14 protein-coding genes are annotated in these 16,963 nt (G+C 61.3%); 9 read left to right on the forward strand and 5 right to left on the reverse strand.

Translation table 11 applies throughout. From position 1 onward, the window contains the following. The first annotated feature begins 1,094 nt into the window (after positions 1-1,094). Complete coding sequence (locus VGN12_10240) at positions 1,095-3,263, forward strand: glycoside hydrolase family 32 protein (GenBank protein ID HEY4309818.1); 2,169 nt, start codon at positions 1,095-1,097, stop codon at positions 3,261-3,263. Positions 3,264-3,291: 28 nt separating this feature from the next. Here VGN12_10240 and VGN12_10245 read toward each other — a convergent pair whose 3' ends face one another. Next, positions 3,292-4,656 (reverse strand): dicarboxylate/amino acid:cation symporter, encoded by a 1,365-nt coding sequence (locus VGN12_10245; protein ID HEY4309819.1) that lies wholly within the window; start codon positions 4,654-4,656, stop codon positions 3,292-3,294. 207 nt (positions 4,657-4,863) lie between these two features. Here VGN12_10245 and VGN12_10250 point away from each other — a divergent pair, with 207 nt between their 5' ends. The 5 genes from VGN12_10250 (at position 4,864) to VGN12_10270 (ending at position 8,975) form a co-directional block, all read left to right on the forward strand. Next, on the forward strand, positions 4,864-5,550 hold the full coding sequence (locus VGN12_10250; GenBank protein HEY4309820.1) for a DedA family protein: 687 nt from the start codon (positions 4,864-4,866) through the stop codon (positions 5,548-5,550). Between the two features lie 50 nt (positions 5,551-5,600). Then, positions 5,601-5,996: a metallopeptidase family protein gene (locus VGN12_10255; GenBank protein HEY4309821.1), complete on the forward strand. Its 396-nt coding sequence runs from the start codon at positions 5,601-5,603 to the stop codon at positions 5,994-5,996. A gap of 67 nt (positions 5,997-6,063) precedes the next feature. Beyond that, positions 6,064-6,852, forward strand: a complete 789-nt coding sequence (locus VGN12_10260) for a methyltransferase domain-containing protein (GenBank protein ID HEY4309822.1) — start codon at positions 6,064-6,066, stop codon at positions 6,850-6,852. A 164-nt stretch (positions 6,853-7,016) separates the two neighbouring features. After that, positions 7,017-8,387, forward strand: coding sequence for a redoxin domain-containing protein (locus VGN12_10265; GenBank protein HEY4309823.1), 1,371 nt, complete (start codon positions 7,017-7,019; stop codon positions 8,385-8,387). 87 nt (positions 8,388-8,474) lie between these two features. Beyond that, positions 8,475-8,975: a GNAT family N-acetyltransferase gene (locus VGN12_10270; protein HEY4309824.1), complete on the forward strand. Its 501-nt coding sequence runs from the start codon at positions 8,475-8,477 to the stop codon at positions 8,973-8,975. Here the strand turns inward: VGN12_10270 and VGN12_10275 are convergent. Then, positions 8,972-9,529 (reverse strand): NUDIX hydrolase, encoded by a 558-nt coding sequence (locus tag VGN12_10275; GenBank protein HEY4309825.1) that lies wholly within the window; start codon positions 9,527-9,529, stop codon positions 8,972-8,974. The two genes, VGN12_10270 and VGN12_10275, sit on opposite strands and share 4 nt — an antisense overlap. Positions 9,530-9,769: 240 nt before the next feature. Here VGN12_10275 and VGN12_10280 point away from each other — a divergent pair, with 240 nt between their 5' ends. Next, positions 9,770-10,996, forward strand: a complete 1,227-nt coding sequence (locus tag VGN12_10280; protein HEY4309826.1) for a sialidase family protein — start codon at positions 9,770-9,772, stop codon at positions 10,994-10,996. 209 nt (positions 10,997-11,205) lie between these two features. Continuing rightward, entirely contained in the window at positions 11,206-11,592 is a 387-nt protein-coding gene (locus VGN12_10285) for a hypothetical protein (protein ID HEY4309827.1), read from the forward strand. Between the two features lie 33 nt (positions 11,593-11,625). Here VGN12_10285 and VGN12_10290 read toward each other — a convergent pair whose 3' ends face one another. Next, positions 11,626-13,236 carry an NAD(P)-binding protein gene (locus VGN12_10290; GenBank protein HEY4309828.1) on the reverse strand — a complete coding sequence of 537 codons (1,611 nt, stop codon included), beginning with the start codon at positions 13,234-13,236 and terminating at the stop codon, positions 11,626-11,628. Positions 13,237-13,426: 190 nt separating this feature from the next. Further along, the gene (locus VGN12_10295; GenBank protein ID HEY4309829.1) at positions 13,427-13,639 is read right to left on the reverse strand and encodes a cold shock domain-containing protein; all 213 of its coding nucleotides are present in this window, start codon (positions 13,637-13,639) and stop codon (positions 13,427-13,429) included. Between the two features lie 712 nt (positions 13,640-14,351). On the opposite strand from VGN12_10295, the gene VGN12_10300 reads away from it, so the two are divergent. Then, positions 14,352-15,548 (forward strand): DUF1207 domain-containing protein, encoded by a 1,197-nt coding sequence (locus tag VGN12_10300; protein HEY4309830.1) that lies wholly within the window; start codon positions 14,352-14,354, stop codon positions 15,546-15,548. A gap of 107 nt (positions 15,549-15,655) precedes the next feature. Here VGN12_10300 and VGN12_10305 read toward each other — a convergent pair whose 3' ends face one another. Continuing rightward, positions 15,656-16,906 (reverse strand): DegT/DnrJ/EryC1/StrS family aminotransferase, encoded by a 1,251-nt coding sequence (locus tag VGN12_10305; GenBank protein ID HEY4309831.1) that lies wholly within the window; start codon positions 16,904-16,906, stop codon positions 15,656-15,658. Positions 16,907-16,963: the final 57 nt, after the last annotated feature.

Below are 16,963 nucleotides of genomic sequence, written 5' to 3' on the forward strand. Positions count from 1 at the left end.
CGGACAGGTTCGACGGTCATAGACCGCGCACCCTGCCGCTCGTGAGCCAAGCCAGGTTCCCTAGAGAGTGACGCCGCTTGCGACGCGCGACAAATTGTCAGTGGTGTCTGCTCGCATTAGCGCATCTTCCCGTCGGTCAAGATCCGCAGCCGAACGGTCCAACCCGTTTCGCGCGGAATATTACGGATATCGCGCACGCTCAGCCCTCGCGGCTCAAAAACGAAAGCCGCGCAACCAACCGGCGTGCCACGAATGCATCACGGCGAAAACGACGGCCCCGTGGCATGCCCCACACGCCAAATGAATTACTACGCAACCTCTTCCCTGCACGAACCCAAACTGCCGAGCGTGACCGACGGCCAAATCGAGATGCCGTCGTGAGGCGCTCGTACGCGCGAGGACAACTCTCGCCAGTGGCGAGAGACGTAGCTCATGGCGCTGACAGTACCAATGTCGTTGTGGCGCCGTCAAGAAACATCTGGTGAGATTCTGCTCTGAAGTTCAACTTCCGAGTCAGCGGCTCGTTGGCTGTAACATCCGCCGGCGATTCGATTGCGTTACATCGAGCTGGGTTGGTTCTGTATTGCCACTCTCTTGCGTTTGATTGCCAATTGATGGCGCAGCGTGGCAGCGCGATATTCAACTCGTCGAGCCAGTCCGGAGGCAGTGGAGGACTCTCATCGACATTCAAGATCTCAAGCTCCGCGAGTTGCTGTAACTGCTTGAGCCCGGCCAGTGTGTAATTGCTACCAGTGATTGAAAGCCTTCAGCAATACGACGGTCGAGAAATGTATCTGCCGCCGAGGCCGTGCGGTCGAGAGCGGATTTGATTCTTGTAGCGATCGTTACATGGGGTCATTTAACTCAGAATCATTCCGCCGGACGGGATTGGCGTTTGGCCCGACGTATACATCGAAAACGGATGAAACCGCGGATGAATCTCCCGCTTCTAATCCAGGCCGATCGGGGGCTGAATCTTACTCCCTTTCGGCAGCTTGCAGTCGCGGCCTTCGACAGGCAAACTGGGGGCCAGAGGCTCGACAGGTGCGTGCGTCGCTCATGCACCCGGTGCCCCGGAAATGGCTATTCCTCGCATGCGATTTTTGCAAATTGTCCTTCTTCTCCTGGCGTCCTGTAATCTTGCGCGCGCTGAAGATCGCCCCGACATCGTCCTGGCCGATTTCGAGGGGGATGATTACGGCGTCTGGCGCAGCGAAGGCGAAGCGTTCGGCACCGCGCCGGCGCGCGGCACGTTGCCCAACCAGATGGCGGTCAGCGGATTTCTCGGCCAAGGGCTGGTAAATTCCTTTCGCGGCGGTGATGCCACGCAAGGAACGCTCACTTCGCCCCCCTTTGCGGTCGAGCGCCGGTATATCAACTTGCTCGTCGGCGGTGGGCATCACCCCACCGAGACGAGTGTCGATCTGGTGGTCGATGGTCGCGTCGTCGAAAGCGCCACCGGCCCCGCCGCGGGGGGCGGAAATGAACACCTGGATTGGCAAAGCTGGGACGTCCAGGATTTGGCGGGCAAGCAGGCGGTGATTCGGATTGTCGATCGCAACACGGGCGGCTGGGGGCATGTGCTGGTCGATCAAATCGTACAAAGCGATCGTCGCCTGGCTGCCGAGCCCGCCAGCCGCGACATGCCCGTCACAGCGCACTATTTGAACCTGCCGGTGCGGACCGGCGCGCCGCCACGCCACGTACGTTTTACGGTCGACGGACGAACGGTGCGAGAATTCGATATCGAACTTGCCGATGCCATAACGTCGACCACGAAATCGGTCGCCGCGCCGTTGAAAATGCAGCCGAAGATTCCTCCAGGCGCAATATCGCTATGGGGGCCGACCGATGTTTCGGTATTCCGCGGCAAGACCCTGCGTATCGAGGTCGACGCCCTTCCGAAAGGCTCGCAGGCACTGGAACTGGCAACGATCGATGACGAACCACGCGTGCTAGCGCCAATCTATCACGAAAAGCAACGGCCGCAGTTTCACTTCACCGCGCCGCGCGGCTGGCTCAACGACCCGAACGGCCTGGTCTACTCGGCCGGCGAGTGGCATTTGTTCTACCAGCACAATCCCTATGGCTGGAATTGGGGCAACATGCACTGGGGGCATGCGGTCAGCGACGACCTAGTCTCGTGGCGCGAATTGCCGATCGCACTCTCTCCGCGCCGCTACGGCGACTGGTGTTTTTCCGGTAGCGCCGTGATCGATCACGACAATACCTCCGGCTTCAAGAAGGGGGACGGCGACCTGTTGGTGCTGGCGTACACCAGTACCGGCCGCGGCGAATGCATTGCCTTCAGCAATGACGCCGGCCGCACGTGGACGGAGTTCGACGGCAACCCCGTCGTCAAGCATCAAGGGCGCGACCCGCGCCTGGTATGGCACGCGCCGACCAAACGTTGGGTGATGGCCATCTATGACGAGACCGACTCCAAACGCTGGATCGCGTTCTACACGTCCTCGGATTTGAAAATTTGGGAATTCGCCAGCCGCATCGAGGGGTTCTTCGAATGCCCCGATCTTTTCGAGATCGCCAGCGACGACGATGAAACGGTCGCCCGTTGGGTGCTGTATGGCGCCGACGGCAAGTACGTGCTCGGTCAGTTCGACGGTCGCGTATTCACGCCGGACACCGAAAAGCAACAACTGTGGCACGGCAACTTCTACGCGGCGCAGACGTTCAGCGACGCGCCCGATAATCGCCGCGTGCAGATCGGTTGGGGACAGGGAATCACATTTCCCGGCATGCCGTTCAATCAACAGATGACGGTGCCTGTGGAGTTAACATTGCGTTCGACGTCGGCAGGCCCGCGACTATTTGCCTGGCCGGTCGACGAGCTGGAATCGCTGCGGTCGACGTTGCACGCCTTCGGCGATGTCCGCGTGTCGCCCGACGAGAATCCCCTGGAAGACATCACGGGTGAGTTGTTCGACATCGAGGCCGAGATCGATCTGGGGGACGTGCACGAGTGCGGCTTCACGGTCCGCGGCGTGCCGGTAACTTACAACGTTGAACGGCACGAACTGTCGTGCGGTGCCCATAAGGCGCCGCTGCTGCCCGCCGATAACGTGATCCGCGTGCGATTGCTGGCCGACCGTGGCTCGATCGAGATCTTCGGCAACTCGGGCGAGATGGCCCTGTCGAGCGCCGCGGCCCCGGCTGCCGAGAATCGTACCCTCGCGTTCTTCACACGCGGCGGCCGGGCGAGATTACGTTCAGTAACGGTCTACGAACTGCGCTCAGCGTGGTAAGCCAGAACACTGTCTAGGCAGCCAAGATTTAGGAAGCCGGTGGTGCGGCATCGATTGAGATGTCCGCGGTCTCTTCTCCGGCTACGCACGTGGCCAGCACCAAATCGCCCGAGACGTTCAGCACCGTCCGGCACATATCGCACAGACGGTCGACACCCAAGATAACGGCGATTCCCTCGGGCGGGACGTTGACGCTGCGCAAGACGACCATGATCAGCGGGATCGAGCCCCCTGGCACTCCCGCGGTGCCCACACCGGCCAGGATCGACATGAGTACGACCTTGAACTGCTCGGCGACCGTCAAATCCTGGTTGAAGACTTGGGCCAGAAAGAGCACGACCACGCCTTCGTAGAGCGCCGTACCGTTTTGATTGCCCGTCGCGCCAACGGTCAGCACAAACCGCGAAATCTCCGGCGGTAGCCGCAACTTCTCGCGCGCTACGCGCAGCGAGATCGGCAATGTCGCGTTCGACGAAGACGTGCCGAAGGCGGTCAGCGCGGCGTCGGAAATATCACGAAAGAACTGCCAGGGATTGCGCCTCGCTACGCCGACCAGCACGAGCGAATAAACGACGAACATTTGGATCGACAGCCCCAGCACGACCGTCGCCACGAACCAGAAGAGCGTAGCCAGTACCTCGGGACCCTGTCGCGCCGTGATGCCAAAGACCAGGCAAGCTACGCAGTAGGGCGCTAGCTTCATGGCCAATCCGATGATGACCATGCTGACATCAAAAACGCCTTCGAGCACGCTGACCAACGGCCTCGTGCGTTCCGGACTCATCGCCAGGGCAATACCCAGCATGAGCGCGAAGAACATCACGGCCAGCATGCCGTTTCCCTTCGAACTACCGTCCAGGGCGCCGACCATCTCTTGCAGCGGATTCTCCGGAATGATGTCCAGCAACGTGTTCGACAAGGACTTCGCCGCTTCGGCCTTCTTTTCCGCCGATTCGACGTCCTTCGAATAATGCGCGAGCAACTCGATGCGTTGCTCCTCGGAGAGCCGCTTGCCTGGCTGGATAAGGTTCACCAGTCCCAGCCCGATCGCGACCGAAGTGGCCGAAAGAATAAAAGTGAACAGCAACGTTCGCGCGCCCACACGTCCGAGTCGCCGCAGATCACCCAGTTCGAGCACGCCGAGTGCCAGCGCGGAAACCACAAGCGGCAGCACGATCATGAACACCAGCCGCAGGAAGAGGCGGCCGATCGTGTCGGTCCATTCGAGAACCTTGTCCATCGGCAGCGAATCGCGAAAGTAATTCGCGACCGCGCCGCAAACCGCGCCAATCAACAGACCGATCAGAATGCGTGTGTGCAGCGGCCAGCGACGCCGCGCGGCGGTTGGCTTCGTCTCTTCAACCGCGGCCGTGTTAGATTCCTGCGGATTCATCAAGGACAGGCTGCTGCAATAATAGAGGGGTGAATCGGCTTTCCGAGGGCATTTTGCCCGCAGCATTGTAGCCACCCTCCCTCGCAGTCGCACTACCGGCGGCCGAATTCGCGCAGTAGACTTTGGGACCGAGTGGGCCACGTCGCAGCGGCCCACCGTCGCTGGCGCACGCCGCGCGCGAACTACTTCCCAGGATCGTGGTCACGCATGGAATTCCTGAAATATCTGATCGATCTGGTCCTGCACTTTGACGACCATCTGCTGCAATTCATCGCCGATTACGATAAATGGACGTACCTGATCCTGTTCTTGATCATTTTTTGTGAAACTGGCTTGGTCGTGACACCGATCCTGCCCGGTGACTCGCTGCTATTCGCCGCCGGGGCCTTCGCGGCCATGGGCAAGCTGAATATTGCGTTGCTCTTTTTTCTCTTGGGCGCGGCGGCTGTCCTGGGTGACGCCGTGAACTACGCGATCGGCAATTTCATGGGTCCCAAAGTGCTGCAGCGCGACGGACGCTTCTTGAAGCGAAAGTATCTCGAACGGACGCACCAGTTCTACGAACGTTATGGTGGCAAGACGATCATCCTGGCCCGGTTCGTCCCCATCGTCCGTACCTTCGCGCCGTTTTTAGCCGGCGTCGGGAGCATGTCGTATTCGCAATTCGCCAAATACAACATCGCCGGCGCCGTGCTGTGGATTTCCTTGTGCTTGTTCCTCGGCTACGGTTTCGGAAATGTTGAGTGGGTGCAGAAAAACTTCGAAGTCGTGCTGCTGGCGATCGTCGTCATCTCGGTGCTTCCGGCCGCGTTCGAGGCCTGGCGCGTCTGGCGACATGGCGACGGCAATCCGCAGGCGGCCGGGGTGCCCAACGCCCGAGACTCGGAATCCTAAGGGCCGCGCGAGCGCGACCGGAATTCGCGATGAGATCAGCGCATCTTTCCATGCAGGAGTTTGTCGACCTCGCGCAGCGCGTGATCGGCGAACTGGGTGATCCTTTCAAGCACTGGCTGGAAAATGTCGTCGTAGACGTCCAGATCGAGCCCACGCGAGAAATGCTCGAGGACGTCGGGCTCGACCCGGACGAAGAAACGCTGCTGGGCCTGTTCACCGGCCTTGCCGTGACCGAGCAGGAATACGGCGAACATGCCGCGAACCAGATACTGCTGTTCAAACGTCCCATCGAAGAGGTCTGCCGCAGCCGGGCAGAGGTCGCGTACGAAATCCGCCGCACGCTGATTCACGAACTGGCCCATCACTTTGGGTATTCGGAGGAGGACCTGGCGGAGTACGAGGCGCGGCAGAGCCCTTTTGATCACGACGAAGGCGAACCCGGCTGACCCAGCGGTTGTCATGCGGACGGGCGACGCGAATGATTAGTTCCGCTCACAGGATTCACGCCCAAACATGCCTACACCAACCGACGCGACTACTGACTCTTCCCGACCCGCGCAAACCTGGGATGCATCGCTCTACGACGCACGCCATTCCTTCGTCTATAAGGCAGCCGCCGGCCTGTTAGAGCTGTTGGCTCCTCAGCCGGGCGAGAAGATCCTCGACCTGGGCTGCGGCACCGGTCCGTTGACGGCGCGAATCGCGGAGAGCGGAGCCAAGGTGCAGGGGCTCGATGCATCAGCCGATATGATTCGCGAAGCGCAGCGAAATTTTCCCGCGCTCGACTTTCGGGTCGCCGACGCGCGGACTTTCACCGTCGCCGAGCCGCAGGACGCGGTGTTCAGCAATGCCGTCCTGCACTGGGTGCATCCCCCGGCGGATGCCGTTCGCGCGATTGCCGCGGCGCTACGTCCTGGCGGGAGATTCGTCGCCGAATTTGGCGGGCGCGGCTGCGTAGCACGCATGATCGCTGCGGTGAACGAAGCCCTGGCCGGCGCCGACGTGAAGCGACAGTGGTTCTTTCCCAGTGTCGGAGAGTACACGCCGCTACTGGAAGCTCACGGTTTCGAAGTTCGTTTTGCGACGCTATTCGACCGTCCCACGCCACTCGATGAAGGGGGTGAGGGATTGCGCAATTGGCTGCGGATGTTCGCCGGCGCGTATTTCTCGGCCCTCGACGAGACGCGGCGCGAAGCGGCCTTTCAGGCAGTCGAGAATCGTTTGCGTGACGAACTGTGGCAGGACGATCGCTGGGTTGCAGACTACCGGCGCATCCGCTTCGTCGCCGTGAAGCTATCGTGATAGGTACTGCACAAGAGGGGCGAGCTGCACGCCAAGCGCTCGGCAAGTCGTCGCGATTCATCGCCTGATCCCTGCCTTGTCACATCGTCCACCGTGAGGTAAGTTCGCGCTGTGGGGCGGGCCAAACCCGCGACGGAACGTAAATCCTTGAGAGTCAGGCACGCATGGCAACCGGCGCGGTGGTAGGGAACCTTGCCCCCGATTTTGATTTGCCGTCGACGTCGGCCGCGGGTCGAAGCCGTTTGGCCGATTATCGCGGCCGCTGGCTGGTGCTGATCTTTTATCCGCGCGATTTTTCGCTGGTGTGTCCGACCGAACTCTCAGCGATCGGCGCCCGCCTCGCGGAATTCCAAAAGCAAGGGTGCGACGTGCTAGGCCTTAGCGCCGACACGCTCGATTCGCATCGCCGCTGGATCGCTACGCCAAAAGCACAGGGAGGCCTGCAGGGACTGAGCTATCCACTGGCCAGCGATGTCGAAGGGAGCACGTGTCGCAACTACGGCGTGTTCCTGGAAACGCAACACGTGGCCCTGCGCGGCTTGTTCATCATCGATCCCAACGGCGTCTTGCAGTTCCAGGTCGTTCACAATCTCAGCGTGGGGCGCCGGACCGAAGAGATCTTGCGCGTGCTTGCGGCCCTGCAAACCGGTGGGTTGTGCGCCGAAAATTGGAGCCCCGGCGAAACGACGATCGAACCTGCGCAGCGACAGTTGGGGCCAGGCAGCGTGCTGTCGCACTATCGGCTGGAAGAACAGATCGGCAGCGGCGCTTTCGCCTCGGTATTTCGTGCGCTGGACACGACGTTGCACCGTCGCGTAGCCCTTAAAGTGCTGAAGCTCGAAAGCGGCATGACCGTGGGAGCGATCCTGGCCGAGGCACGAATCGCCGCGGCACTAAACCACGTCAACGTCTGCACGGTATATAGCGTCGATAGTAGCGAAGGGGTGCCGGTGATCGCCATGGAGTACCTGGCTGGCCGGCCGCTGGCCAAGATCATCGAAGATGGACCGATGGTCGTCGAGCAGTGTGCAAACCTTGCGCAACAGGTCGCCGCCGGGATGGCCGCGGCACATGCCAGCGGCACGGCGCATGGTGATCTGAAACCGGCCAATATCTTCGTGACCGACACGGGGGTCGTGAAGGTGCTCGATTTCGGCCTGTCGCATCGCAGCCTCCCGCCGTTGAAGCCCGAGGATACGACCGAAATCCTTGGCGCCGGGTCGGGCGGAATGGCAGGCACGCCGTGCTATATGTCCCCCGAACAAGCCGACGGCGAGCGGCCTTCTCCGGCTGCCGACGTCTTCGCATTCGGCGCGACCCTGTACGAGATGCTCGTTGGCGTGCGCGCCTTTGATGGCGACAATGTCTTACAGGTATTGAACCGCATTCGTAACGTCGACGCGGACGCGCTGGCCCAGCGATTAGCGCCACCTTTTTCATCCATCGTGCGGCGCGCGTTAACCCCTGATCCGCAATTGCGCGACATCACAATGCGTGAAATTGCCGACGAGCTTGCGACATGGACGCAGGCGTAAGCCGCGCGCTCGTGAACTCATCGGCAAGAACGCCGCGACAGAGCAAATCCTCTTCTTGCCGCCAGTAGAGAAGGCCAGGGTCAAGCCATGACACCCAAAATCCTTGTTCGCGAGGCGATCATCGACGATGTGGGCAGGATCGTCGAATTCAATCGCCAACTGGCGCTTGAGTCCGAAGAGAAGGACCTCGATCCGGCCATTCTTACGCTCGGCGTTGAGCGCGCCTTGAGTAAGCCGGAAATGTGCCGCTACTTTGTCGCCGTCCTCGGCACCGAGGTGGTCGGCCAGACGATGATCACCTACGAATGGAGCGACTGGCGCAACGGCGTGTTTTGGTGGATTCAAAGCGTTTACGTACATCCGCGCTATCGGGGCGGCGGTGTCTTCCGCGCTTTGCACGATTACATCAGCACGCTTGCCAAGGCCGCCCCGGACGTCTGTGGGCTGCGACTTTACGTCGACCAGCAAAATCACACCGCGATGGCGACCTATCGTCGCCTGGGAATGGCGCCATCAGGACACTTGCTCTACGAAAGTGACTGTTCGGGCGTCGTGAAACCCGTAGCAAAGCCGCACAGCAGCCCCTAGGCCGGGCCGACGTGACCGGTAACAAAGCGCTCGGCGAAGAATAGTCCGGCATAGACCTTGGGGTCGACCAGGCTTCCCTCGTCGCGCCGCTCGTCCAGCCAACGCGGCACGCGCGGCAGTGGAACTGTGTGAACCGTGATCTGCTCGCTTTGCACTCCCCCGCCGGCGCCGCGCCGCTCGAGCCGGGTGGCAAGCAGAAACGTCACGACCTCGGACGCCATGCCGGCCGACGGAGGACCTGAGGTCACCTCGCGCAGGTCCAGCGCGTCGTAGCCGGTTTCTTCCAGCAGTTCACGGCGGGCCGCGCTTTCGACTGTTTCATCGGCGTCGTCTTGCGAGTCGCCGATCAAACCGGCAGGCAGTTCCACCACGCGGCAATGAACAGGGATCCGATATTGCTCGATGAGTACCAGGCAACCGTCAGTCGTGACAGGCACGATGACAACGGCGCCCGGCGAGTTTGTACGGCGAGCGAACTCCCAATGCCCTTCGCGGACAAGCTCGAGGAATTCACCCACGACCAACGTGCGGGGAGGGGCTGATGTTTCGGTCATTCCCGAGAGACTTCTTGTTTCTGGAAATCGGCATCGCCGCGTAGACGGGAAACGACTTCAGCGCAAACCGGGCCCCCGACCAGGCGCTGAACGGAAACTCGCTGCGACGGCGGCACAACGGCTTCAATGGGGAATATAGCTCGTAAGCGCTCGGAAAGTCTTTAGAAAGTTGACACCTGTCCGTCAGCCAACCAAACTACGAGCGAAGCCCGCCGCCCATCCCACCTAGGTTCGCACCCCATGAAATCGCATCGCTGCTTGTCGATTGTCCAAATTTCGGTCACCTGCCTGGTCGTGAGCGGCCTGTCCGCAGCCTGGGCTCAGGCCGCGGACGAAAAGCCCAGCTATCGGGAATCGCTCGTATTCCCCCTTAACCCACAGCACAACCACGCGCCCGGCATTGTCGAATGCCCCAATGGCGACCTGCTGGTCAGTTGGTATCGGGGGGCGGGCGAGCGATCGGCCGACGACGTGGCAGTGTTCGGCGCCCGGCAACGTAAGGGACGGAACGACTGGAGCGAAGCGTTCTTGCTGGTCGATACGCCGGGCTTTCCGGACTGCAACACCACGATGATGATCGACGCGCAAAAGCGACTGTGGCTGTTCTGGCCTTTGATCCTGGCCAATACCTGGGAATCCTGTCTGACCGAATATCGCACCTCGAGCGATTACCAGGGGGACGGTCCCCCGAAGTGGGACTGGCAAGGCGTGATCCCGCTGGCACCGCCACGGTTCGCCGAAAAAATGAACGCCACGCTCGATTCGCTGGGGGCCGAAAAAGAACAGGCCAGCATCCGCGCCAAGGTCTTCACCGAACGAGTGCGCGAAATGCTGAAGGACAAGCTATCGCACCGCTTGGGCTGGCAGCCCCGCTGCAAACCGACGGTATTGCCCTCGGGCCGCATCCTGCTGCCGCTCTATACGGACACGTATTCAGTTTCCGTCATGGCGATCAGTGACGACAACGGAAACTCGTGGCATGCCAGCGAGCCGATCTGCGGTTTCGGTAACATTCAGCCAGCCGTACTGCGTCGGAACGATGGCACGTTGGTCGCCTATATGCGCGAGAACGGCATTCTCGACAAGATTCGCATCAGCGAATCAAAAGACGACGGCGAAACCTGGGGGCCTGTCGGCGTGGCTGACCTGCCGAATCCCGGTGCCGGAATCGATGGCGTCCGTCTGGCGAATGGTCACTGGCTATTGATCTACAACGATACGACCAAGGGACGCAACAGCCTGGCCGTGTCGATTTCCGAAGACGAAGGAAAGACCTGGCCGATCACGCGGCACCTCGAAAAGCACGAAGATGGCAGCTACCACTACCCGGCCGTGATCCAGGGAGCGGACGGCACGCTGCACTTCATCTACAGCTACTTCGTCAAAGGGGGCAAAAGCATGAAGCATATCGCCGCCAACGAAGCGTGGGTCCGCCAATTAGACGCGGCCGATCCGAGCGCGAAATAGCAGCCATCTAGCATTGCATGCTGGCACCCGACTGAACGGCAAGCTTTTTTTCTGTTCGGGGACTGGTCTTCGCGCCGATTGTCTCTACTGACCCGCAAAGTTTGCGCGACCGCCAGTTGCCCCGTTCACGGCAAACGCTCTGTTGTATTTGCCATGACGTGCCGCATTTGGCCGCGCCGTAACGCGTGCGCATTTTTCAGGAGCTTGCCGTGAGATGCTTATCGCTTCCGTTGTTGCTGGCGTTGGCGCTGGTGTCACTCGCGGCTTCGACGGCCCAGGCCGACAACGCCTACGGCAGCTTCGGCCCGCCAGGCGGTTATTACTCGCAATGGCGCCCGTGGTGGGGAGGTTTATGGGGCTGGGGGCCGTACAAGGGTTGCTCCGGCTATCCCGCCTACGCTTGCAAGCAGACCTCGGGCTATCGTTATCGCCCCTGTCTGTATCCGCCGTCGTCCAGCTATTACGGCTATCCGAGCTACGACGGAGGTTACAGCCAATACCCGCGCGAGTTCATCTACGATTGGCGCCCCGATCAAGGGGATGAGCAGCCGGCACGGCCGGGCGTTCGCAGTCAGGCTGATCCGGAACGTCAATAGCGTCGCGCTGCGGCGTGCGCGGACGATAGATTTCTATCGCCGGTCCAGGGGCGCGAATCGCGCGATAATCGACTTGGCCACGCGCAGGCCGTCGAGTGCTGCGCTGATGATGCCGCCGGCATAGCCGGCCCCTTCGCCAATGGGATAGAAACCCTCGACGCCTGTGCTTTCTAGCGTTGCTTCGTTGCGAGGAAAGCGGACGGGTGAACTGCCACGCGCCTCGGGCGCAACAAGCGTGGCGTTGGCCAGGAACCGCCCGCGCCAGCGATGATCCAAGGCCGGCAATCCGGCATGCAAGGCTTTCAGCACCGTCGGCGGCACAAGCGACGTCAGATCGCCCGGCACAAGCGCTCGGGTGTAGCTTGTGGAGATTGTGCCGCGACTGGTGCGGCCCGCCAAAAAGTCTCCGGCCCATTGAATCGGGCAAGCATATTCACCGCGCCCCTCGTCGAAGGCACGCCGCTCGTAGAGGCGCTGCAAGGCCACGCCGGCCAGCACATGCTGCGAGCCAAAATCCGCCGGCTCGAGCGTGACCATCATGCCGCTGTTGGCAAACGGCGACGCACGCCGCGACAGGCTCATGCCATTGGTACAAAAATAGCCGGGCTCCGAGACGCTGGGAATTACTTGCCCACCGGCGCACATGCAGAAGCTGAACAGGTTCACCTCGCCGCGCGCCACCAGGCTATAATCGGCCGCGCCAAGCTGGGCTTCTAACCGCGACTCGCCATATTGCGCGCGGTTCACCTGCTCCTGCGGCTGCTCGATGCGGACGCCGAATTGAAACGGCTTTTGCTCCATCGGTACACCGCGAGCGTGCAGCATCTCGTAGGTATCGCGGGCACTATGGCCAATCGCCAGCACCAACAGCGGGCAACGTATGTATCCGGATGAAGTATGGATGCCACGCAGCCGGGTTCCATCAAGATCGAGATCCTCCAGCCGGCACGCGAAGCGGATTTCGCCCCCCGCGGCAATGATGCTTTGCCGCCACGCCTTCACCACGGCCGGCAGGCGATTACTTCCCAAGTGCGGGCGATGCTCGTAAAGGATCTCGGGCTTTCCTTTGCAATCAGCAAACAGTTGCAAGATGCGCTGCACATCCGGCCCGCTGGCGCGACAGGTCAGCTTGCCATCGCTGAACGTGCCGGCTCCCCCTTCGCCGAACAGATAATTGCTCTCGGGATCGAAGGCACCGCCGTCATCGAAACGCTGCACGTCGCGCACGCGCGCCGACACGGGCTGACCACGCTCGATGACCAACGGTCGGTAGCCAGCCGCGGCTAAGAAATACGCGGCCGCCAGGCCGGCCGGCCCGCTTCCGACGACGATCGGCCGCTCGTCGAGCGCCGCTTCGCCCGGCGGCGGCAGCACGAACGGCGCTTCGCTGAACAGTTCGGCGGTACAACCCGATCGGCCACGAGCGGTCCGCGCGATGAGTGGCGCTTCGTCCGCGGCAACGTCCACCTCGGCCGCGTACACGAAGCGTAAATCGGCCTTATTGCGCGCGTCGAGACTTTTGCGCAAAATCCGCCAGCGGCGAATGTCGGACGGGCGCAGACCGAGCACGCGGGCGGCATGCGCCGGTAGCGCCTGCTCGCTTTCGTCGATGCCAAGACGAATATTCGAAACGCGAATGGACATGCTCTAGTATGCCTGCCGGAAATGCGGGTCAACGCTCCCCGCTTCACGATTTAGCAGCCAGCGGGGGACGTGACCAGCGGGCGCAAAAAATTAGCGGCCTCGCGAGTGCGAGGCCGCTAATGGCTTGTGTCTGCTTGGAACTTAAGCGGCGCTCTGGCCAGCGATGAAGATCGCGGCCGATCGCCTCGCTTTAGACAGGCGTGACCGAAGCCGCGCGCGGACCCTTGCCTTTGGGACCGCCGTTTGAATCAACTGTGTACTCGACGCTCTGTCCTTCAGACAGGTTGTCGAATTGCCGATCCGACACGCTGGAATGGTGGAAGAAAACGTCCGCCCCATCCGAGCCCTGAATGAACCCGAATCCCTTGTCATGCACCAGCTTCTTGATCGTACCCGACGCCATAACTCGCCACTCCTTATCACACGAAACAGAACTTGCGGCGGAGAACTTACTACACCCCGACGCCCACACAAGTGTGCCGGACCAACAGCGATCGCGGCGCACGTATAACGTAAAAAACGGACACGCTTCTCCGACGCAGGACGTCTCCCCCCGATTTGGACGGCAGATTGCCGCCAGGCGATGGATGATCGGCGCCTCAGATCAGCACTACATGAGCGGGTAAGAGTAAGGCAAATCAAGGTTGCTCGCAACCCTTTTGGACTACTTTTACTCCTGGTTGTCCGTGGAACGCTCCCAGCGGAAACCCGTTACTGAAGCCTACCACAGCGCCGGCCAATTGCTGCCAGCACCACGCGCGTCGACCACACTTTGTGTGTCATGTGGGGGGGAGGAACGCGCCTTGGTAAACTTTGCCGGAGGGCGAAATTAATCCGCCGGACGGCCCACGGCCGGCAACTTTCACCACGCGCCAAAGCCTGCCGCATCGTCATAGTTTGCCGCCCATTTTTGCTTGAGAGGACGACGCGTAGGTGTCAATGGTGACGCGACTTGTGCAAAGTCGCGCTGCGGCGAGTTTGCTCGAAATTCGTGTTCTTCCACGTGCGGTCTCCGTGGCGAAGTTGCCGATGATGCCTGTGGCAACGTTTGTTCCACGACCCATCCCGCCTGACGCCTCGCGACCTAATCCCGCAGGTCGCGTGCGCCCCCCACGATGTTTGAATCACGCGCCCATAGTCCGCGCGCTGCGCTGCTGATCGTCGTCGTCATGACGGCGCTGGCACGCACTGCGCCCGCCCAAGACCTGTTCCGGCTCCCCTCCGCGGATCAGGTTGCGCGCCGGCAGGAAGTCGTTCCGCCCGGCGCCGCGGTGCCCAGTGCTCCGCCCGCGGTGAACTTTCCCCCCAGCCCCAGTTCGATCATCAGTGGCGGTGCGCCGAGCAGCCCCGCTCCTGCAGGCAGCACAGCGCCTGGCGCCGCTGTGCCGAATGGCGTGTCGCCGTTTGCCGGTGCGGCAGGGCTTGAAGAATCGGTCGCGCTGGGCGAAGCGCCGCAGCGACCGCCAAGCCAAGGCGAAATCGGTCTCGCTTGGGGTCCGAGTAGCACGCTCCCCTGGTCGTGGCAATGGTTGCCGACCGGGTTGATGTATCGCTCGTACCTGGCGGGCGTGAAGGAACCAAGGCTGGGCACTGCCTGGCTCTCTGACAGCGCTATGGGACCGCACCATGACACGCGCCTGAACACGCCCTTTGTTGGCACGGTCTGGGATTCAACGCTCGGTGCCCGCGTCGGCATCTTGCGATACGGCACGCCCAATGCTTATCGCCCTGAAGGTTTTCAAGTCGATCTAACTGGCTCGGCACAGCCACGATTGAATCCGTACGGTGCCAGCACGCCGCTTCTGTCGTGCGATTACACCGTGGGTCTGCCGGTCACTTACGCACGTGGCAAGTGGCAATACAAGACGGGCTACAACCACCTCAGTTCGCACATGGGCGACGAGTTGATGATCAATAATCCAGCCTTCATCGCCCAGCGCATTAACTATGTGCGTGATTCGGTAATGTTGGGCATTGGCTGCTATGTGACCGACAGCCTGCGCGTGTTCGGCGAATTCGATTACGCCTTCGGAGCCGAAGATGGTGCCAGACCGGTCGAGTTGCAATGGGGCGTCGACTACAGCCCCGCGAAGCCTGGCGGTGCCCCGTTCTTTGCCGTATACGGCGACCAACGGCAAGAGCTTGGGTACGGCGGCTTCTTCGTCGTGCAGGCCGGCTGGCAATGGCGCGGCGGATTGGCGCTAAGCACCTTCCGCATCGGCATGCAGTACATCAACGGCAAGAGCTCCCAATGGGAGTTCTATAACGTCTTCGAACAGCGCATCGGCTGGGGCATCTGGTACGACTTCTAATCATCCATGCGCCGTACGCGCGGATGTTCAGATCGCGGTCCTTCTTCGCTATACGCGAACAAGCAAGCGCGAGCTCTCGACCGATACCCCGCAACCACCATGCGCTGCTAGAGCTGCTTGCGTGTGCTGCGTTCTTCCACGCCTTGGGCGTGCTTGAGAAACTTCGGTGCCGGCACCCGTTGCTGCTGGCCAACGCCGAAGAACGCCGCTATCTTGCTGACGACGAATTGCTGTTCAGGGAACGTCAATTCGGGGAAGATCGGTAGAGCCAACGTCTCGCGCGTGGCCAATTCCGTCTTCGGCAAGCTGCCCGGTCCGTATCCCAAGTACGCGAAGCACTTTTGTTGGTGCAGCGCCACGGGGTAATAGATCTCGGCGCCGATTTTGTGCTGCTGCAAATGTTCACGCAGCGCGTCGCGGCGCCCATCAGGCACGCGAACTACGAATTGATTCCATACATGCCGACGTTCGGGCGCCTCGACCGGCAACGTCAGCACGTTCGCCAGGCCAGCCGCGGTGAACAGCTCGTGATAGCGCCGTGCATGCAGTTGCCGTTCAGCGGTCCAACGATCGAGATGCGGCAGCTTGACGTTCAACACGGCCGCCTGCAGCGAATCAAGACGGCTGTTGATGCCGATCAGTTGATGGTAATAACGCGGCTGCATGCCGTGCTGGTGCAACAGCCGCAGTCGATCGGCGATGTCCTGGCGGCGCGTCGACAGCATGCCGCCGTCGCCGGGACCGCCGAGGTTCTTCGTAGGATAGAAGCTATAGCAGCCGACGTCGCCCATGCTGCCCGCCGGCCGGTGCTTGTATTCCGCGCCAATCGCTTGGGCAGCGTCCTCGACAACCGTTAGGTTGTGTTTGCTGGCGATCGATAGAATCGCATCCATCTCGGCGCACTGACCGAACAAATGCACTGGCATAATCGCTTTGGTACGCGCCGTTCGCACGCTCTCGATCAGCGACGTGTCGAGATTGAACGTGGCCGGATCAATGTCAACGAATACAGGCTTGGCCCCCAAGCGTGCCACGGCCGAAGCCGTAGCAAAGAAGGTATAGCTCGGCAGAATGACTTCATCGCCGGGGCCGATGTCCAATGCCATCAAGGCCAGCAGAATGGCGTCGCTCCCCGACGCGCAGGCGATCGCGTGCGGCACGTGAGCATACGCGGCGATCGATTTCTCGAGCGCCTGGCAATCGGGTCCCAGCACGAAGCGGCCCGAGGCGAGCACTCGACCGACAGCCTCGGTAATCTGTGCGGCCAGCGGCTGGTACTGCCGGTTCATGTCGATCAGGGGAACGCCCGCCGTCTGTGGATCGGGCAACGCTTGATCACCGGCCGAAGCAGCATGCATACCGAGGACTCCTCGACTTCCTTGCCAATCGGGTCGCTGGGTCAAAACCGGCCCAGA

This window comes from Pirellulales bacterium (genome assembly GCA_036499395.1).
Lineage (GTDB): Bacteria > Planctomycetota > Planctomycetia > Pirellulales > JACPPG01 > JACPPG01.